This is a genomic window from uncultured Microbacterium sp. (assembly GCF_945952435.1).
In the GTDB taxonomy this organism is placed as follows: Bacteria; Actinomycetota; Actinomycetes; order Actinomycetales; family Microbacteriaceae; genus Microbacterium.
Map to the genome: position 1 here is coordinate 102,017 of NZ_CAMFHZ010000004.1, position 17,853 is coordinate 119,869.

The 17,853-nt window shown below is 69.7% G+C and carries 18 protein-coding genes and 1 tRNA gene; 10 read left to right on the top strand and 9 right to left on the bottom strand.

Translation table 11 applies throughout. From position 1 onward, the window contains the following. Window positions 1–7: 7 nt before the first annotated feature. On the bottom strand, window positions 8–634 hold the full coding sequence (orn, locus tag Q0P88_RS03175; protein WP_295010980.1) for an oligoribonuclease: 627 nt from the start codon (window positions 632–634) through the stop codon (window positions 8–10). A gap of 52 nt (window positions 635–686) precedes the next feature. On the opposite strand from orn, the gene Q0P88_RS03180 reads away from it, so the two are divergent. Next, a tRNA-Arg gene (locus Q0P88_RS03180) sits at window positions 687–759 on the top strand. A gap of 91 nt (window positions 760–850) precedes the next feature. On the opposite strand, the gene Q0P88_RS03185 is transcribed toward Q0P88_RS03180, so the two are convergent. Continuing rightward, window positions 851–1,549, bottom strand: a complete 699-nt coding sequence (locus Q0P88_RS03185; RefSeq protein ID WP_295010981.1) for a phosphatase PAP2 family protein — start codon at window positions 1,547–1,549, stop codon at window positions 851–853. 160 nt (window positions 1,550–1,709) lie between these two features. Beyond that, entirely contained in the window at window positions 1,710–1,973 is a 264-nt protein-coding gene (locus tag Q0P88_RS03190; RefSeq protein WP_295010983.1) for a hypothetical protein, read from the bottom strand. Window positions 1,974–2,062: 89 nt separating this feature from the next. On the opposite strand from Q0P88_RS03190, the gene Q0P88_RS03195 reads away from it, so the two are divergent. The 5 genes from Q0P88_RS03195 to Q0P88_RS03215 all read left to right on the top strand — a co-directional run bounded on the left by Q0P88_RS03195 (window position 2,063) and on the right by Q0P88_RS03215 (window position 6,252). Further along, on the top strand, window positions 2,063–2,689 hold the full coding sequence (locus Q0P88_RS03195) for a LysE family translocator (RefSeq protein WP_295010985.1): 627 nt from the start codon (window positions 2,063–2,065) through the stop codon (window positions 2,687–2,689). Between the two features lie 176 nt (window positions 2,690–2,865). Next, window positions 2,866–3,372 (top strand): single-stranded DNA-binding protein, encoded by a 507-nt coding sequence (gene ssb, locus Q0P88_RS03200; RefSeq protein ID WP_295010987.1) that lies wholly within the window; start codon window positions 2,866–2,868, stop codon window positions 3,370–3,372. A gap of 236 nt (window positions 3,373–3,608) precedes the next feature. After that, window positions 3,609–3,941 carry a DUF6993 domain-containing protein gene (locus Q0P88_RS03205; RefSeq protein WP_295010989.1) on the top strand — a complete coding sequence of 111 codons (333 nt, stop codon included), beginning with the start codon at window positions 3,609–3,611 and terminating at the stop codon, window positions 3,939–3,941. Window positions 3,942–4,061: 120 nt separating this feature from the next. Next, window positions 4,062–5,741: an energy-dependent translational throttle protein EttA gene (ettA, locus tag Q0P88_RS03210; RefSeq protein ID WP_295010991.1), complete on the top strand. Its 1,680-nt coding sequence runs from the start codon at window positions 4,062–4,064 to the stop codon at window positions 5,739–5,741. Then, the gene (locus Q0P88_RS03215; protein WP_295010993.1) at window positions 5,734–6,252 is read left to right on the top strand and encodes a thioesterase family protein; all 519 of its coding nucleotides are present in this window, start codon (window positions 5,734–5,736) and stop codon (window positions 6,250–6,252) included. The genes ettA and Q0P88_RS03215 overlap by 8 nt, the downstream gene beginning before the upstream one ends. An 85-nt stretch (window positions 6,253–6,337) precedes the next feature. On the opposite strand, the gene Q0P88_RS03220 is transcribed toward Q0P88_RS03215, so the two are convergent. Beyond that, the gene (locus Q0P88_RS03220) at window positions 6,338–7,222 is read right to left on the bottom strand and encodes an acyl-CoA thioesterase II (RefSeq protein WP_295010995.1); all 885 of its coding nucleotides are present in this window, start codon (window positions 7,220–7,222) and stop codon (window positions 6,338–6,340) included. A 62-nt stretch (window positions 7,223–7,284) separates the two neighbouring features. Between Q0P88_RS03220 and Q0P88_RS03225 the strand changes: the two genes are divergently transcribed. Further along, window positions 7,285–7,941 (top strand): hypothetical protein, encoded by a 657-nt coding sequence (locus tag Q0P88_RS03225; RefSeq protein WP_295010997.1) that lies wholly within the window; start codon window positions 7,285–7,287, stop codon window positions 7,939–7,941. Here the strand turns inward: Q0P88_RS03225 and Q0P88_RS03230 are convergent. From Q0P88_RS03230 to pepN, 5 genes are all read right to left on the bottom strand, one after another. Further along, window positions 7,916–8,203, bottom strand: coding sequence for a helix-turn-helix transcriptional regulator (locus tag Q0P88_RS03230; protein ID WP_295010999.1), 288 nt, complete (start codon window positions 8,201–8,203; stop codon window positions 7,916–7,918). The two genes, Q0P88_RS03225 and Q0P88_RS03230, sit on opposite strands and share 26 nt — an antisense overlap. A 355-nt stretch (window positions 8,204–8,558) precedes the next feature. Then, window positions 8,559–10,223, bottom strand: a complete 1,665-nt coding sequence (locus tag Q0P88_RS03235; protein WP_295011001.1) for an FAD-binding dehydrogenase — start codon at window positions 10,221–10,223, stop codon at window positions 8,559–8,561. Window positions 10,224–10,254: 31 nt separating this feature from the next. After that, entirely contained in the window at window positions 10,255–10,680 is a 426-nt protein-coding gene (locus Q0P88_RS03240; protein ID WP_295011003.1) for a globin, read from the bottom strand. Further along, the gene (locus Q0P88_RS03245) at window positions 10,677–11,975 is read right to left on the bottom strand and encodes a mechanosensitive ion channel family protein (RefSeq protein WP_295011004.1); all 1,299 of its coding nucleotides are present in this window, start codon (window positions 11,973–11,975) and stop codon (window positions 10,677–10,679) included. The genes Q0P88_RS03240 and Q0P88_RS03245 overlap by 4 nt, the downstream gene beginning before the upstream one ends. A 135-nt stretch (window positions 11,976–12,110) precedes the next feature. Beyond that, entirely contained in the window at window positions 12,111–14,711 is a 2,601-nt protein-coding gene (gene pepN / locus Q0P88_RS03250) for an aminopeptidase N (protein WP_295011006.1), read from the bottom strand. Window positions 14,712–14,872: 161 nt separating this feature from the next. Here pepN and Q0P88_RS03255 point away from each other — a divergent pair, with 161 nt between their 5' ends. From Q0P88_RS03255 to Q0P88_RS03265, 3 genes are read left to right on the top strand one after another with little or no spacing between them, the layout of a single operon-like run. After that, window positions 14,873–16,066: a ferrochelatase gene (locus tag Q0P88_RS03255; protein WP_295011008.1), complete on the top strand. Its 1,194-nt coding sequence runs from the start codon at window positions 14,873–14,875 to the stop codon at window positions 16,064–16,066. Between the two features lie 46 nt (window positions 16,067–16,112). Further along, window positions 16,113–16,598: a ribose-5-phosphate isomerase gene (locus tag Q0P88_RS03260; RefSeq protein WP_295011010.1), complete on the top strand. Its 486-nt coding sequence runs from the start codon at window positions 16,113–16,115 to the stop codon at window positions 16,596–16,598. Next, entirely contained in the window at window positions 16,598–17,602 is a 1,005-nt protein-coding gene (locus Q0P88_RS03265) for an Fpg/Nei family DNA glycosylase (RefSeq protein ID WP_295011011.1), read from the top strand. Before Q0P88_RS03260 ends, Q0P88_RS03265 begins: the two co-directional genes overlap by 1 nt. Window positions 17,603–17,853 lie beyond the last annotated feature (251 nt).

The following is a 17,853-nucleotide window of genomic DNA, read 5'->3' on the forward strand; positions in this document are numbered from 1 at the left end:
CAGTGTATTACACGTTCGAGGGGAACTCGGACACGACCGCATCGGCGATCGATTGCGCGGCGTCGCTGGTCGGTCCCGGCTCGCCCACGAACACGGCCCTGCGGTAGTACCAGAGCTCGCGGATCGATTCCAGGATGTCGGCCAGGGCACGGTGCCCGCCGTCCTTGGGCGGAGCGTGGAAGAAGACGCGCGGGTACCAGCGGCGGGCGAGTTCCTTGATGCTCGACACGTCGACGTTGCGATAGTGCAGGTACTGGTCGACCTCGGGCATGTACTTGGCGAGGAACATGCGATCGGTGCCGATGGTGTTGCCGGCAAGGGGTGCCTTGCGCTCCTGCGGCACGAACTGCCGGATGTAGGCGAGGGTCTGCTCCTGCGCCTCCGCCAGCGTGACCCCGTCGGGGATCTCGTCGAACAGGCCCGAGGTGCGGTGCATCGTGGTGACGAACTCGTTCATCTGGGCGAGGGCCGGCTCGCTCGCACGGATGACGACCTGGAAGCCGGGGTGCAGCGGGCGCAGCTCGAAGTCGGTGACGACGACCGCGATCTCGACGAGTTCGTCGATCGCGAGGTCGAGTCCCGTCATCTCGCAGTCGATCCAGACCAGCCGATCGTTCTCGGACGAAGAAACCATGGAGCCATCCTAATGACGGGCTTCGACACGTGAACCGCTAGCCTGGGGGAAGGCCCCCTTAGCTCAGTGGACAGAGCGACGGCCTTCTAATCCGTTGGTCGCAGGTTCGAATCCTGCAGGGGGCACTTTTCCATCGCGGGGACGCTCTCCGAGGTCTGCAAGCCCCCTCGCTCGACCCAACGTCCTCCGTGCCGGCGGTGTGCGTCGGCCGATCGTTCAGCGGATGCGACGGATCGGCCAGACCCGGGCCGCGACCAGATCCACGACGATCCACCGCACCGCGCAGGCGGTGGACACAGCCCAGACCACGGAGCCGAGGACATCGGTGGGGAAGTGCAGGCCGTCGCTCACGACCGCGAGCCCCACGAACGCCGTCATGGCGACGCCGAAGACCACGGGCGCCCAGGCCCAGCGTGTGTGGCGGAGCAGGAACCAGAACCCGAAGGCGAGCGCGACGACGTAGGCCGTGTGTCCGCTGGGGAAGGACCCGTCCGGCTGCGCAGGAACGAACGGGTGCGCGAGCAGCGTCGCATCGGGGCGCGGCCTGTCGACGAGGAGTTTGATCGCGGCGACGGGAAGCCAGGTGAGGGCGACGGTCGTCCCGAACAGCACGGCGGTGCGCAGCGAGCGCGAGACCCACCAGACGAGGGTCGCGATCGCGAGCGTGATCCCGACGGCGGGGATCGGCTCGATGCCGCGGTAGACCGCGCTCGCAACCGCACCCCAGGCGCCGGTGTGCAGGGTGTTGAGGGCGGTGACCACCGCGTGATCCGGATGCTCCGGCGTCGTCGCGAAGCCGAGTCCGATCACGAAGGCGGCTCCGAGCGCCGCGACCAGGACCGCGGCCCAGGGGCGTCGGCTCGGGCGGTCGATGCCGGTGAGCCTCCGGGTGCGGGGACGTCGAAGATCGGTCATGGGGCGGATCCTTCTCGATAGGCGTCCTCGCAGCGGGGACACCGGAGGCGGAGCGCCCGTGCACGGCGCGCCGGAACCATGTTCCCCGGAGCCGGCTAAGGATTGGCCAAGAAGCCTGACCCGAGGCGTCCCGGGCCTGAGGGTTCCCTGGCCCGAGGATTCACAGACGGAGCGCGGCGACCGCGTCGTCGGCGCTCCAGAAGTCGCCGACGATGCGGAACACGCCGGAAGGCAGGTGAAGCCGCTCTGCCCGGTAGCGCAGACCGAGGTCGTGCGGAATGATCCGGAGATGCCCGCGGATGCCGCCCCGGGCGTCGACGACGCGCCAGAGACGCTCGCCGACGGGCTGCAGCGTCTCGGCGGCGCGGCGCAGGCTCGGGGTGGCCCAACGGACCGTGGGTGCGGACGAGAGGTTCGTGCTCATGGTGTTCCTCCTTCTCTTTCGAACATAGAGACGACCACCGACATTCGCCCAGGGGCCGGCGTCCCGGCGGCTCTCCCTACACTGAATCCGTGACTGTGACCGTGTGGCTCTCCCTGGTCGTCGCGTGCCTCGTGATCAGCCTCACGCCCGGCGCCGGCGCCATCAACACCATGACGAACGCGCTCAACGAGGGGTGGCGCCGCTCCATCTGGGGGATCATCGGACAGCAGCTCGCCCTCGTCGTCCATGTCGCGATCGTGGCGGCCGGCGTCGGTCTGCTCGTGGCGCGGCTGCCCTGGCTCTTCGAGACGATCCGCTACCTGGGCGCCGCCTACCTGGTGTTCCTCGGGCTCAGGTTGATCGTCGCCCGGGTTCCCGACGTGTCCGCCCAGGACGACATCCCGCGCACCACGGAGGGACGCTGGTCGATGCTGGGACGGGGCTTCTGGGTCAATCTGCTCAATCCCAAGGCGATCGTGTTCTTCCTCGCCTTCGTTCCTCAGTTCATCCGCCTGGACCTCGACCCCTGGCCGCAGTATCTGCTGTTGATCGCGACGGTCGTCGTGATCGACATCGTCGTCATGTGGTTCGTGTTCGCCGCCGCAGCGCGTACCTTCCGACGCCTCACGGCGACGAAGGCGGGGCAGCGCCGGCTCAACCTCGTGTTCGGGCTCCTGTTCATCGCCGTCGCCGCGTTGCTGCTCTTCGTGCACTGAGCGGTGCGTGCGCGGCGCCGCCCCGGCGCGCGTGCGAGCGTTGTTCGTCGTTCCGCACAACGTCGCGCTTCAACGCGTTCTCCACGGGTTGCGCCGAGCGGAGCGGCGGTCTGCCGCCCAGGCGCCACGCTGTCGTCAGGAGGGCGCCGCCGGGTGCCCCGAGAGGAGCAGAGGACATGGTCGACACCATCACCGTCGTCGGGAACGTCGCGTCCCCGCCGGAGGGAGGACGCACCGCCACCGGGATCGAGACGTTGACGTTCCGGCTGGCATCGAACCATCGCCGGCAGGATCCGCGGACGGGCGCCTGGATCGACGCGGGCACGAACTTCTACACCGTTCGTGCCTATCGATGGCTGGCGGAGAACGCCGCGGCCTCCCTGAACAAGGGCGACAGCGTCCTCGTCACGGGAAGGCTGAAGCTGCGGGAGTGGTCCACGCCGGAGGGCAAGCGCGGGCTCGCCGTCGAGATCGAGGCGGACAGCATCGGACCCGATCTGCGGTGGGGGCGCAGCACGTTCCGCAGAGTGTCCCACCAGGTCCCGCCCGAACCCGAGCGAGGCGGCGGTTCGAGCACCGCGGCGACCGAGACCGTCGAGCAGGACCGGGAGCCCGTCAGTGTGGGTGCGGGATCGAGCGCGCAGGACGACTGGGCGCCGAGCGACGGAGACACTCCGTTCTGACAGCGGACGCGCCGCCTAGACTCTCTAGCGTGCAGACATCTCGGACCGCCTCGCGGCATCCGCGCGTGACGGCGATGACAGGTCGTGCGGGAATGGCGTTGGTCGGCGGTGTGCTGGCGGTGCTCGTGCTTGCGGGATGTACGGCGACGAGCCCGGGGCCCGCCTCATCGGCTTCGGGGGCCGCATCCCCGAGTTCGTCGCCCGCACCGGCCTCCGCCCCGCCGAGTGCCGCACCAGTGCTGCATCCCGAGGGGAGCGCGCAGGACAACCTTCCTCTGTTCGCCGCGGTCGTCGCCCAGGTCTGGGCCTCGCCGCAGCGCGCATCGAGCGCGGCATACGTGGAAGCACTGAGCACGGCCGGGTTCGCGCGCGCCGACATGCAGCGCACGGCGGACGAGTCGACCGTCGGCAATCCGGCGGAGAGCGTGCAGTTCTCCGTGCGCTGGGGTGCGACGGAGTGCCTGGTCGGTCAGGTGGGGCCGTCCACGGGGGACCCCGTCACGATCGTTCTGCCGCAGCTCGCCGGGGGCCGCTGCCTGATCGGGAAGACGGAACCCGTCGGGGGCTGAGCGTGCGCCCGACCCGAGGCCGTGGGCACAGGTAGGCTGGAGTGTCGATTCCGTGCCCGTGGGCCGGTGCGACCCGCAGCCGTTCGCAAGCGTCGTTGCTACGACAGAAGGAGCGCCCTCGTGGCCGAATACATCTACTCCATGGTCCGAGCCCGGAAGGCGGTCGGCGACAAGCTGATCCTCGACGACGTCACCATGGCGTTCCTGCCCGGGGCGAAGATCGGCATGGTCGGTCCGAACGGCGCCGGAAAGTCGACGATTCTGAAGATCATGGCGGGGCTCGACGCGCCCTCCAACGGTGAGGCGAAGCTGACTCCCGGCTTCAGCGTGGGCATCCTCATGCAGGAGCCAGAGCTCGACGAGACGAAGACGGTTCTGGAGAACATCCAGGAGGGCGTCGCGATCAAGGCGAAGGTCGACCGCTTCAACGAGATCTCCGCGCTCATGGCGGACCCGGATGCGGACTTCGACTCCCTGCTGGCGGAGATGGGCGTGCTGCAGGAGGAGATCGACGCCGCGGACGGGTGGGACCTCGACTCCCAGCTCGAACAGGCCATGGACGCACTGCGCACCCCGCCCGCCGATGCGAGCGTGGAGAACCTCTCCGGCGGTGAGAAGCGTCGCGTGGCGCTCGCCAAGCTCCTCCTGCAGAAGCCGGATCTGCTCCTGCTCGATGAGCCCACGAACCACCTCGACGCCGAGAGCGTGCTCTGGCTGGAGAAGCACCTGCAGGCCTACAAGGGCGCCGTGATCGCGATCACCCACGACCGGTACTTCCTCGACAACATGGCCGAATGGATCGCCGAGGTCGACCGCGGCCGCCTGATCGGCTACGAGGGCAACTACTCCACCTATCTGGAGAAGAAGGCCGAGCGCCTCGACATCCAGGGCAAGAAGGACGCCAAGCTCGCGAAGCGCCTCAAGGACGAGCTCGAATGGGTCCGGTCGAGCGCCAAGGGACGCCAGACCAAGTCCAAGGCCCGTCTGGCGCGCTACGAGGAGATGGCTGCCGAGGCTGAGCGCACCAGGAAGCTCGACTTCGAGGAGATCCAGATTCCGGCCGGTCCGCGACTGGGCAGCGTCGTCATCGAGGCGAAGAACCTGGAGAAGGGCTTCGACGGGCGCTCGCTCATCGACGGCTTGAGCTTCAGCCTTCCGCCGAACGGCATCGTGGGCGTGATCGGTCCGAACGGCGTCGGCAAGACGACGCTCTTCAAGACCATCGTGGGGCTCGAACCGCTCGACGGGGGCGAGCTCAAGGTCGGGGAGACGGTCAAGATCAGCTATGTCGACCAGTCCCGGGCCAGCATCGACCCCGACAAGACGCTGTGGGAGGTCGTGTCGGACGGATTGGACATCATGATGGTCGGCAAGACGGAGATCCCGTCGCGCGCCTACGTCTCCAAGTTCGGGTTCAAGGGACCGGATCAGCAGAAGAAAGCGGGCGTCCTCTCGGGCGGTGAGCGCAACCGGCTGAATCTCGCCCTGACCCTCAAGGAGGGCGGCAACCTGCTCCTCCTCGACGAGCCGACCAACGACCTCGACGTCGAGACCCTCGGATCCCTCGAGAACGCCCTGCTGGAGTTCCCCGGTTGTGCCGTGGTCATCACCCACGACCGGTGGTTCCTCGACCGCATCGCGACGCACATCCTGGCCTACGAGGGAACCGACGAGAACCCCGACCGGTGGTACTGGTTCGAGGGCAACTTCGAGGCCTACGAGAAGAACAAGATCGAGCGCCTCGGTCCCGACGCGGCCAACCCCCACCGTTCGACCCACCGTCGCCTGACCCGTGACTGAGCCCGTCGGAACCGAGGAGGGGCGCGCGATCACCGCGTTCTCGGCACGTCTGCACATCCCCATCCAGTTGCGCTGGGGGGACCTCGACGCCTTCAACCACGTCAACAACACCTCGATGCTCAAGCTTCTCGAAGAGGCGAGGGTGCGGGCGTTCTGGCGTCCCGACGAGGGGGAGGAGGCACTGAGCACGGCGATCCTGGACTCCGGCATCGACGCGGGCGTGATCACGCTCGTCGCGCGGCAGGAGATCGAGTACGTCGCGCCGGTGCCCTACCAGCGTCGTCCGCTCGAGGTGCAGATGTGGTTCGGCAAGCTCGGGGGCTCGAGCATCGAGGTCTGCTACGAGGTTTACAACGACCCGTCGTTCGAGGAACGCGTGCTGTACGCGCGATCGACGGCGATCATCGTCCTCGTGAACCCCGCCACCGGGCGCCCGACGCGGATCACCCCGGAGATGCGTGCGGTCTGGGCGCCCTACACGGGTGCACCGATCGTCTTCGCGCACGGCTGAGCGGGGCCCGCGGGATCGGGTGGTCCGGCCGCATTCCGCGGTGCGAGGCAGACGACGAGAACGTCGCGCCGTATGGGCCGGGGGGTCACTCCTGCGGCACGCGCACGGTGATCTCCTGTGCGACGCTGGCGACGAGGCGGCCTTCCCGGTCGTAGATGCGCCCGGTGGCGAGGCCGCGCCCTCCGCGCGCGTTCGGGGACTCCTGCACGTACAGCAGCCAGTCGTCCACACGGCCGGGACGGTGCCACCACATCGCGTGGTCGAGGCTCGCGACCTTCAAGCCCGGCGTCGCCCAGCTCAGGCCGTGCGCACGGAGGATCGACTCCTGAATCGACATGTCGCTGAGGTAGGCGAGTGCCGCCCGGTGCAGCGCGGGATCGTCGGGGAACGGTGCGCGCAGGCGCATCCACACGGCCTGTCGTGCGCGGCGCTCCGGATCGGCATGGAGGTACAGCGGCCCCTCCACATGGCGCATGTCGACAGGGCGCTCGGACAGCATCCGCACCGACAGCGGGGGGATGCCGTCGGAGAGCTCTTCGTCGGGTCTCAGCGTGTCGGGATCGGGGATCCCGTCCGGCAGGGGCTCGGCGTGCTCGATACCGGGGTTCTCGTCCTGAAACGACGCGATCATCGAGAAGATCGGAACGCCGTTCTGATAGGCCTGCGCGCGCCGCGTGGAGAAGGAGCGCCCGTCGTGGATCCGGTCGACGGCGAAGGTGACGCCCTGCGTGGCATCCCCCGCCCGCAGGAAGTAGCCGTGCATCGAATGCGGCACCCGCCCGGTCGGCATCGTCCGCTCCGCCGCGATGATGGACTGACCGAGCACCTGGCCGCCGTAGATACGGCCCGTGGGCATCGGGTGCGAGGAGCCGGTGAAGATGTCCTCCGTGGTCCGTGCCTCGGTGGATCCGAGATTCAGGATCCGGAGCAGCATGTCGACCGAGCGTCGGGCGTCCTCATCCGATGACATGGGGTCCTCTCCGCCGTGGTCGCGGCCGGGAGGGTCGCGCGCCGATTGCTAGTTTAGAGGGCGTGCCCACGCCGCTGATCCTCGCCGATGCCGACACCGCCCACGACGCTCTGACGTTCGTGTCCCGTGCCGCGCGCGCCGGAGACGAGGGCGTGCGTCTGCAGGCGCACGACGGAGTCCTGGCGATGACCGCGGCCGCGCTCGCGCCGCAGGGACTGTTCGATCAGACGCCGACGATCCTCGCGATGCGGATCGTGCACGCGGATCCCGAGCTGCGCTGCGACATCGTGATCGGCGAACTGGGCGCCACCGACGATCCTCGCGCTCTGGCGCTGCCCGACACGGGGCGCAGTCCCGCCTGGGCAGGGGTCGCTCCTCCCCGCGGCGGCTGGGAGCGCGTCGGCGAGCTCGGCGCCGACATCGTCGCGCAGCGGGCCCAATGGGGCATCTCGGCCGTCGCGCACGGCTCCCCGGACGGATCCGGCGAGGAGGCGGTGCGTGCGCTGCGTGCGGCGATCTGGGGCGAACCCGACGCGGATCTCCTCGGCCTGCCTCGGGGTGTCGCGTTCGCCGCGCACGCCTTCGGCTTCATCTCCGGTGCCGAGCGGGTGCCGGTCACCGCCTCGGGACGCTGGACGCGGCTCGCCTTCGCGCGGGGCCATGTGCTGAGCCGCGGACCCGCCGCGACCGGCCTCACGCCCGTTCGCGTGACGGGCTGACGTCCTCGACGCGTCGAGCGGACGTCGGCTCGTTGCGCCAGACCGGCGCGACGAGCTCGTCGAGTCCGATGCCGAAGGTGGCGGAGAGTTTCAGCCAGGTCCGCAGATCGCCGTAGTGCCTGCCCTGGGACAGGTTGATGAGCGTCTGCCGACTCACCCCTGACCGCTCTGCGAGCTGGTCGAACGTGAGACTGGCGGCGTGCCTCGCCTGGTTGAACGCCACCCGCAGCTGTTCGAGGTCGGGTTCGGGCGGGAGGGACACCCCTCCAGTGCAGCGGGAGGAGCAAGGATGAACAGCCGAGGAAACTGTACTTTCAGTACAGCTCTCTGTATCGGGATCGGGCGCCGCACGTGCCGTCGCCGTCGTTCGGCCTGTCATCGCGAGGTGTGGGTCGAAGCCGGACCCGCGGGCTCGGAGAGGAGCGGGGCGATGAGGTCAGGAGGGCGGATGATCCACTCGTGTTCGACGGCGGGACGCGGACGTCCGGGCAGGAGGATGGCGAGTTCTTCGACGCGACGAGCCGGAGATCGGTGATCGGCGGAGCGCGTGCTCAACCAGTATATTGGTATGCCGCCGGATCGGCCCCAGAATCAGGAGCCTCGCGGGAAGCGCCCGGTCAGATCGCGTGCGCGGCTGCCCTGCCGGCCGTGCGACCGGAGAAGAGGCACCCGCCGAGGAAGGTCCCCTCCAGCGCGCGGTAGCCGTGCATGCCGCCGCCGCCGAAGCCGCTCGCCTCGCCGGCCGCGTACAGTCCGGGGATCGGCGTGCCGTCCGCGTCGAGCGCGCGGGCTTCGAGGTCCGTCTCGATCCCGCCCAGAGACTTTCGGGTGATGACCCGCAGGCGCACCGCGATGAGCGGTCCTACGGCGGGATCCTGCAGGCGGTGCGGCGCGGCCGTGCGGATGAGCCGGTCGCCGCGGTAGGCGCGCGCCGAACGCAGCATCGCGATCTGCGCATCCTTCGTGAAGTCGTTGACGACCTCGCGGTCTCGGGCGACGACCTCGCCCCGCACGCGATCGGGATCCAGGGCGTCCCCTCCCGGCAGCTTCTGCATGCGCGCGATCAGGCGGGCGAGATCGTCGTCGACGACGAAGTCCTCCCCGTGGTCGAGGAACGCCTGCACCGGATCGGTGGGCCCCTTGGCGAGGCGCGAGCGCAGCAGCAGCGGGACGTCCTTACCGGTGAGATCGGGGTTCTGCTCGCTGCCGGAGAGCGCGAACTCCTTCTCGACGATCTGGCGCGTCGTCACGAACCAGGAGTGGTCGTAGCCGGTGCCGCGCAGGTGCGCGAGGGTGCCGAGCGTGTCGAAGCCCGGGTACAGCGGCACGGGCAGGCGCTGCCCGGTGGCGTCGAGCCAGAGGGAGGAGGGGCCGGGCAGGATCCGGATCCCGTGCCCCGGCCAGACGGGCGCCCAGTTGCGGATCCCCTCGACGTAGTGCCACATCCGGTCACCGTTCACGAGATGTGCGCCGGCATCGGACGAGACCGACTGCATCGAGCCGTCGACGTAGGCGGGGACCCCGGTGAGCATGTCGTGCGGAGGGGTTCCGAGCCTCTTCGGCCAGGCGGCGCGGACGAGGTCGTGGTTTCCGCCGATTCCGCCCGAGGTCACGATGGTCGCGCCGGCCGTGACCTCGAAGGATCCGACCGGGTCGCGATCCGTCCGTTCCCCGCGGGCTGCGGGGGAGGAGGCCAGGATCTCGCCCGCCGCGCCGACGACCGCGCCGTCCTGCATACGCAGCACGCTCACCCGATGACGGGGAAGGACGGTGAGCCGGCCGGATCTCTCCGCGCTCTCGACGGCCGCTTGGAAGGGCGCCACGATGCCCGGCCCCGTGCCCCACGTGATGTGGAACCGCGGGACCGAGTTGCCGGGGCCGAGGGCGCCGTACCCGCCCCGTTCGGCCCACCCCACGACGGGGAAGAACCCGACGCCGCGTTCGCGGAGCCAGGCGCGCTTCTCGCCGGCCGCGAACTGCAGGTACGCCTCGGACCAGCGGCGCGGCCATGCGTCCTCCGGACGGTCGAAGCCCGCGGTGCCCAGCCAGTCCTGCCGGGCGAGCTCGTAGGAGTCGGCGATCCCCATCCTGCGCTGCTCCGGGGAGTCGACCAGGAAGAGGCCGCCGAAGGACCACCAGGCCTGACCGCCGAGGTTCGTGCGTGGCTCCTGGTCGACGATCACGACCCGTCGTCCCGCGGCGACCGCCTCCGCGGCGGCGACGAGGCCCGACAGGCCCCACCCGATCACGAGCACGTCCGTGCGGTGCGTGGTCGTCGTCATGAGAACTCCTTCGGTCTCGAGGGGACGGAGATCAGAGCGCGGGCCGCCCTGCGGCGTCCGGACCGATGCCGCGCGGCTCGAACGTGTTCACCATGGCATGCGCGGCTCGCTCCAGGTAGTCCCACAGCGTCGCCTCGTGCAGCGGCGACAGACCGGCCTCGTCCACGGCGACGCGCATGCACCGCAGCCACCGGTCGCGGGCATCGGGATCGACGTGGAACGGCATGTGCCGCATCCGCAGCCGAGGGTGCCCCCGCTGCTCGCCGTAGGTCGTGGGCCCGCCCCAGTACTGCTCGAGGAACAGGCGCAGCCGCTCGGCGGCCGGCCCCAGATCCTCCTCGGGATACATCGGCTTGAGCACCGGATCCTGTGCGACCTCGCGATAGAACGCGACGACCAGGCGCTGGAAGGTGTCGTGACCACCGACCTGGTCGTAGAACGACGAGGCGTCGCTCATGACGGATCCTTCCCCGACGCGTCCTCGCCCGACGGGTCTTTCTTCGACGGGTCCTTCTTCGACGAGTTCTTGTCCGACGCGTCCTTCGACGGGGGCGCCTCCGAGGCGCCGGAAGGATCCGCTGCGCGCTGTGCGCCGTTCGTCGTGGCGGCGCCGATCACCGGAATCGTGCCGGGGCTCTTGGCCGGACGAGCGGGCTTGGGCGGCTTCGGGGGAGCGGCGGGCTGCGGCGTCGTGACCGCCGGGGTCTTCTCGCCGCCGTTCTTCTTGCGACGCCAGAACCCGCGTTCCGGCACCCCGGCGACGGGGTTCGGGCGGGTCTTCGGCGGATTCGCGCCGCGCACCCGCCGAGCGCCCTCGGGGCCGGAGAGCGTCACGGACTCCATGTGCGGAACGTCCAGGCCGAGACCGAGCACCGTGGAACGCAGGCGAGCGCGCAGCTCCTGCGCGACGTCGTCCATCGTGTTGGCGCGCGTCTTGATGACGATCCGCACGACCAGTGCCTCTCCCGATACCGACTCCAGGCCCCAGAGCTCGGGCTTCTCGATGATCCGCGTCCGCCACTTCGGATCCTTGGCGAGGGCCTGTGCGGTCGCGAGGACGGCCTCCTCGACGGCCGGCAGATCGGCGTCCGCGGGAACGCCGAGGTCGACGATCGCGCGCGCCCATCCCTGGGACATGTTGCCGAGATGGGTGACCTCGCCGTTGCGCACGTACCAGAGGGTCCCGTTGACGTCGCGCACCTGCGTGACCCGGACGCTGACGTACTCGACGACGCCCGTGGCGCCGCCGGAGGACAGGCGCAGCTCGACGACGTCGCCGATGCCGATCTGATCCTCGGCGACGAGGAAGATCCCGTTGAGCACGTCTTTCACGATGTTCTGGGCACCGAAGCCGAGGCCGGCGCCGACCGCGGCCGTGAGCAGGGTCAGGGAGCCGAGCAGGGACGAGTCGAACGTGTTGACGACGAGGATGAGCGCGATCACGACCAGCGCGACGTTGACGATGTTCTGCAGGATCGAGCCGAGCGTGCGCGTGCGCTGCACGAGGCGCATGTCAGCCAGCGGGGAGCGTTCGAGCGCCTGGGTGTCGTCGACATTGGCCTTGGACTTGGCGCCCTCCACGATGCGGCGCACGACCCTGCGGATGACGAAGCGCAGCGCGTATGCGATGAGCCCGCAGACCACCACGATCACGACCGACCAGAAGACGTTCATCCCCGCTTCTCCGAGGACGATGACGAGTTTCGACCACCAGTCCGTGGCGGGCTTGTCGGCGAGAGGCACGATGTTCATCGCATCCGATCCTAGTTCCGCGGGCCTTGGCGGTTCCTGATCCGCGGGCCAGGGCGGTGTCGCCGCGATGGCCCGCGGACGACGAAGGGCGCCGGGCGGATCGATCCGCCACGGCGCCCTTCGGACCGCTCTCGGTCAGGCGTTCTGATCCTCGGCGTCGTCCGCGTCGCGCGCCTGCGCCGCGAGCGCCCGTTCGACGTCGGCGAGGTTCTCGAACACGAGGCGGCGCAGCGCGGGCGCCGCCTCCTGGTTCGCGGAGAGCCAGGCCCGCGTCGCGTCGCGCAGAGCCGTGTCGGCGAGCGCCTTCGGATAGAGCCCGACGATGAGGTAGTTCGCGACCTGGAAGGTGCGACCCTCCCAGATCGAGAGCAGGCGGTCGAAGTACAGGGGCACGAACGGCTCGAGCAGCGCGGCCCCGGCGGGGTGCGTGAAGCCGAGCGCCGCAGAGCGCACGATCGTGTTCGACAGGTCGTCGTTGTCGACCAGCGCGGCCCAGGCCGCCCGCTTGTCCTCGGGGGTGGGCAGCGCTGCGCGGGCCTGTGCCGCGAACTCCGCGCCCTTGGAGGTGTTGTCCTGGGCGAGGGCCGCGTCGATCGCCGCGCCGTCCACGGCGCCGACGGTGGCGAGGCCGACGAGCAGCTGCCAGGACAGATCCGTGTCGACCGTCAGACCGTCGAGCACGAGATCGCCGTCGCGGAGACGGCGCACGACGCCGGCCTGCTCGGCCGAGGTCAGCGCGTTCGCGAAGGCCGTGACGAACTGCAGCTGGTTGTCCGAGCCGGGTTCGGCCTGCTGGGCGAGCGCCCACAGCCCGTCGGCGACGCGCGCGCGGGCGGCGGCGCGGTGCTCCGGCGTGACATACAGGGCGGCCGCGGTCTGCAGCTGGGCGAGCGTCGTGCGCACGGTCGTCGACTCGGTCTCGCGCCCGATGTTGCCCAGCACGAGGTCGATGTAGTCGCTCGCGGAGCTCTCCGCGTCGCGCGTCTGGTCCCAGGCCGCGCCCCAGACGAGCGAACGCGCGAGCGGGTCGCTGATGTCGGCCAGGTGTGCGACCGCGGTCGCGAGCGAGCGGTCGTCGAGGCGGATCTTGGCGTAGGCCAGGTCCTGATCGTTCAGCAGCACCAGGTCGGGACGGCGCAGCCCCTGCAGCTCCGGCACTTCGGTGCGATCGCCGTCCACATCCACCTCGACGCTGTGCGTGCGCACGAGCGCGCCCGACGCGTCGAGGTCGTAGAAGCCGATCCCCAGGCGGTGCGGACGGATCGTCGGGTAGTCGGCGGGAGCGGTCTGCGTGACCGCGAAACGCGAGATCGTGCCGTTCGCCGCTTCCGCGATGACGGGCGCGAGCGTGTTGACGCCGGCGGTCTCGAGCCACTTCTTGGACCAGCTGGTGAGCTCGCGTCCGCTCGTGCGCTCCAGCTCGACGAGCAGGTCGCTGAGCTCGGTGTTCTGCCACGAGTGTTTCTTGAAGTACTCGGAGACACCGGCGAAGAAGGCCTCGATGCCCACCCATGCGGCGAGCTGCTTGAGGACCGAGCCGCCCTTCGCGTAGGTGATGCCGTCGAAGTTGACCTGCACGTCGTCGAGATCGTTGATCTCCGCGACGACGGGATGCGTGGAGGGAAGCTGGTCCTGACGGTAGGCCCAGGTCTTCTCCATCGCGTTGAAGGTCGTCCAGGCCTCGGTCCACTCGGTGGCCTCGGCCGTCGCGATGGTCGACGCCCATTCCGCGAACGACTCGTTCAGCCAGAGGTCGTTCCACCACTTCATGGTGACGAGGTCGCCGAACCACATGTGCGCGAGCTCGTGCAGGATCGTCACGACGCGACGCTCCTTGACCGCGTCGGTCACCTTGCTGCGGAACACGTACGTCTCGGTGAACGTCACCGCGCCCGCGTTCTCCATCGCGCCCGCGTTGAACTCCGGGACGAAGAGCTGGTCGTACTTCGCGAACGGGTAGGGGACGCCGAACTTCTCCTCGTAGTAGGCGAAGCCCTCGCGGGTCTTGTCGAAGATGTAGTCGGCGTCGAGGTACTCCCACAGGCTCCTGCGGCCGTAGACGCCGAGCGGGATCACGCGACCTGAGGCGCTGGTGAGCTCGGAGAACGTCTGCTCGTACGGGCCGGCGATGATCGCCGTGATGTACGAGGAGATGCGCGGCGTCGGCTCGAAGCCCCAGGTCGCCACCGCGCCCGACTCCTGCGATGCGGATCCGTTCGAGGTGTCGTGGTGGATCGGCTCGGGCGTGGGGGAATTCGAGACGATCTTCCACGCCGCGGGTGCGGTGATGGTGAACTGGAACGTCGCCTTGAGATCGGGCTGCTCGAAGACGGCGAACACGCGACGGGAGTCGGGCACCTCGAACTGGGAGTAGAGGTAGACCTCCCCGTCGACCGGGTCGACGAAGCGGTGCAGGCCCTCGCCGGTGTTCGTGTACTCGCAGTCGGCGTCGACGACGAGCACGTTCTGCTCGGCCAGCCCGTCCAGCTGGATCCGCGCGTCCGCGAACGCGGTGGTCGGATCGATCGGCTCGCCGTTCAGCGTGATCTCGCGGACCTCCCGCGCGATGAGATCGATGAACGTCGAGGAGCCGGGGGTGGCGCCGAAGCGCACGACGCTGCGCGATCCGAACACCTCCGGGCCCTTGGTCAGATCGAGCGCGATCTCATAGGACTCGGTGTCGACGATCGCACGGCGCTCCTGCGCCTCGATGCGGGTGAGGTTCTCTCCAGGCACTGCTTCAGTCTCCCAGGGGTGAGGGGTTCGGCCGCAAGATCTGCGCTGCTGGCGCCGGCGGCAACCCGTTCAGCCTACGCCAGGGCGCGTGCAGGCAGGATCCGTGCGCGCGAGCGCGGCGTTCGGCGCGGGCAAAGGTGGATCTGGGAGAGGATGGACGGGTGACCTCTCGTGATGACTCCGCCGATCCCGTCGTCCCCTTCGCCTCTCCCGCCGCGGCCTGCGGACCGCGCTGGGTGGAGACGGCCGTCGCCTACGACGGCATCCTGCTGGCCGGATTCGGGGGACCGGAAGGTCAGGAGGACGTCATCCCGTTCCTGCGGAACGTCACGCGGGGCCGCGGCATCCCCGACGAGCGGCTGGAGGAGGTCGCGCACCACTACCGGCACTTCGGCGGCGTGAGTCCGATCAACGCGCAGAACAGGGCGCTCAAGGCGGCCCTGGAAGCCGAGCTGGACCGGCGCGGCATCGACCTGCCCGTGTACTGGGGCAACCGCAACTGGACGCCGTACCTCACCGAGGCCGTGTCCGAAGCCGCCGCGGAGGGCGACACGACCCTCCTCGCGTTCGCGACGAGCGCCTACAGCTCGTTCTCCAGCTGCCGCCAGTACCGCGAGGACTTCGCACGCGTGCTCGAGGAGACGGGCCTCGGCGAGACGGTGACGATCGACAAGATCCGCCCGTTCTTCGATCACCCCGGTTTCGTCGAGTCCTTCGTCGAGGGCGTGCGCGACGCGATCGCGGCGTTCACCGACGACGGCGCCTCGCCGGCGGCGATCCAGGTGCTCTTCACCACCCACAGCGTGCCCACCGACGACGCCCTGCGTTCGGGCCCCCGCGACACGGACTGGGGTCCCGGCGGCGCGTACGCGGCCCAGCACGAGGCGGTCGCCGCCTGGGTCATGCACCGGGTGGCGGAACTTCTTCCCGCGGCGGCCGACGTGCCCTGGGAGCTCGTCTACCAGTCCCGCTCCGGTCCCGCCTCGCAGCCCTGGCTCGAGCCGGACATCTGCGACGTCATCGAGGAGCTCCCCGCCCGTGGCCGCACCGCGGTCGCGGTCGTGCCGCTCGGGTTCGTCAGCGACCACATGGAGGTGCTCTGGGATCTGGACACCGAGGCCAAAGACGCCGCGGCCGAGGCCGGGCTCGCGTTCGCCCGCACTCCGACGCCGGGCGTGTCCGCCTCGTTCGTCGCTGGCATCGTCGATCTCGTCGAGGAACGCTTGGAGGGGCGGCCGGCCGCCGAGAGGGCGCACGTGACCGGACTCGGGCCCTGGTTCGACGTGTGCCGTCCTGGCTGCTGCGAGAACGTGCGGGCCGGGTTCAAGCCGGCGGCCGCGGGCATCGCTCCCTGACCCTCGCGCGACCTGCGCGCGCGTCGGCGCTCCGTAGGATTGACCCATGCGCATCCACATCGCCACCGATCACGCCGGTCTCGAGTTCTCCACGAAGCTGCAGCGCCACCTGGCGGAGGCGGGACACGAGGTCGTCGACCACGGTCCGATCGAGTACGACGCACTGGACGACTACCCCGCGTTCTGCATCCGGGCCGCGCAGGCGACGATCGCCGATCAGCGTGCCGGTATCGAGGCGCTGGGCGTCGTGTTCGGCGGTTCCGGCAACGGGGAGCAGATCGCGGCGAACAAGGTCGAGGGGATCCGCGCCGCTCTCGTCTGGAGCATCGCGACCGCCGAGCTCGCCCGGGAGCACAACGACGCGAACGTGATCGCGATCGGCGCGCGCCAGCACACCTTCGAGGAGGTCACGGCGTTCATCGACCGGTTCATCGCTACCCCGTTCTCCGGCGAGGAGCGGCACGTCCGTCGGATCGCGCAGATCGCCGACTTCGAGCGCGACGGATCGCTGCTCCCGGATCCGCGCGCCTGATGCCCGAGGGCCATTCCGTCCACCGGATCGCGCGGCAGTTCGCTAGCAATTTCGTCGGGAAGCCCGTGGCGGCGTCCAGTCCTCAGGGACGCTTCGCCGAGGGCGCCGCGCTCCTCGACGGCCGCACGGTGGAGAGCGTGCACGCCGTCGGCAAGCAGATGTTCCTGGAGGCGGAGGGCGCTCTCTGGCTCCGTGTGCATCTGGGCCTCTACGGGGCATGGGACTTCTCCGGAGAGATCCTGGTCGATCCGACGATCGCCTCCGCGAACGGACGCATGGGGCAGACCAACCAGCGCGGGACCGACCTGAGCGAGCAGACGGCGATCCTGGACGACGCGGGCGAGAACTCGCTGTCCTCGATCGGCGCCCCCCGCAGGACCCGCGTGCATGTGCGCATGTCGGAGGCGACCAAGGGGCTCGCGGACGATGGCGCGGAGTGGCCGCCTCCGGTCGTGGGGCAGGTGCGGCTGCGGCTGCTGACCGACACGACCTGCGCCGATCTGCGCGGGCCGACTGCCTGCGTGCTGCAGACCACCGACGAGATGCTGGCGACGGTGGCGAAGCTCGGTCCCGATCCCCTCGTCGGCGACGCGGGCGAGGGCGAGGAGCGCTTCGTCGCGGCGGTGCGTCGGCGTGGCGTTCCGATCGCGCTGCTGCTCATGGACCAGGCGGTGGTGAGCGGGATCGGCAACGTCTACCGCGCGGAACTGCTGTTCCGGGCGCGACTGAACCCGCACACGCCGGGCCGGGATGTGCCGGAGGCGACCGTGCGCGCCCTCTGGCGCGACTGGGTCCGCCTCCTCGCGATCGGCGTGGAGACCGGGCAGATGATGACCATGGACGACCTGACGCCCGAGCAGTACCGGGCCGCGATGGCGCATCGCGACGATCGGCACTGGGTCTACCACCGTGCAGGACTGCCGTGCCGGATCTGCGGCACGGACATCGTGCTCGAGGAGATCGGCGCCCGCAAGCTGTACTGGTGCCCCCGCTGCCAGGCGTGACGGCGTCGATGCGCGCTCGGCCCCGCTCCGATGCGTCCCGTCTCTCTTCCCCCCTTGTGGCCGTTGAGCGAGCGCAGCGAGACGAAACGCGGTCTTCCCGGGGGTCGTTGAGCGAGTCTTCCCTCGGGGTCGTTGAGCGAGCGCAGCGAGACGAAACGCGGTGCGGTTCCGAGAGCGCGACGTCTCGTCTCGTTCGCCCCCGGCCTCCTGGCTCAACGAGCTCGGCGGCGGAGGGATCCTAAGCTGGTTCC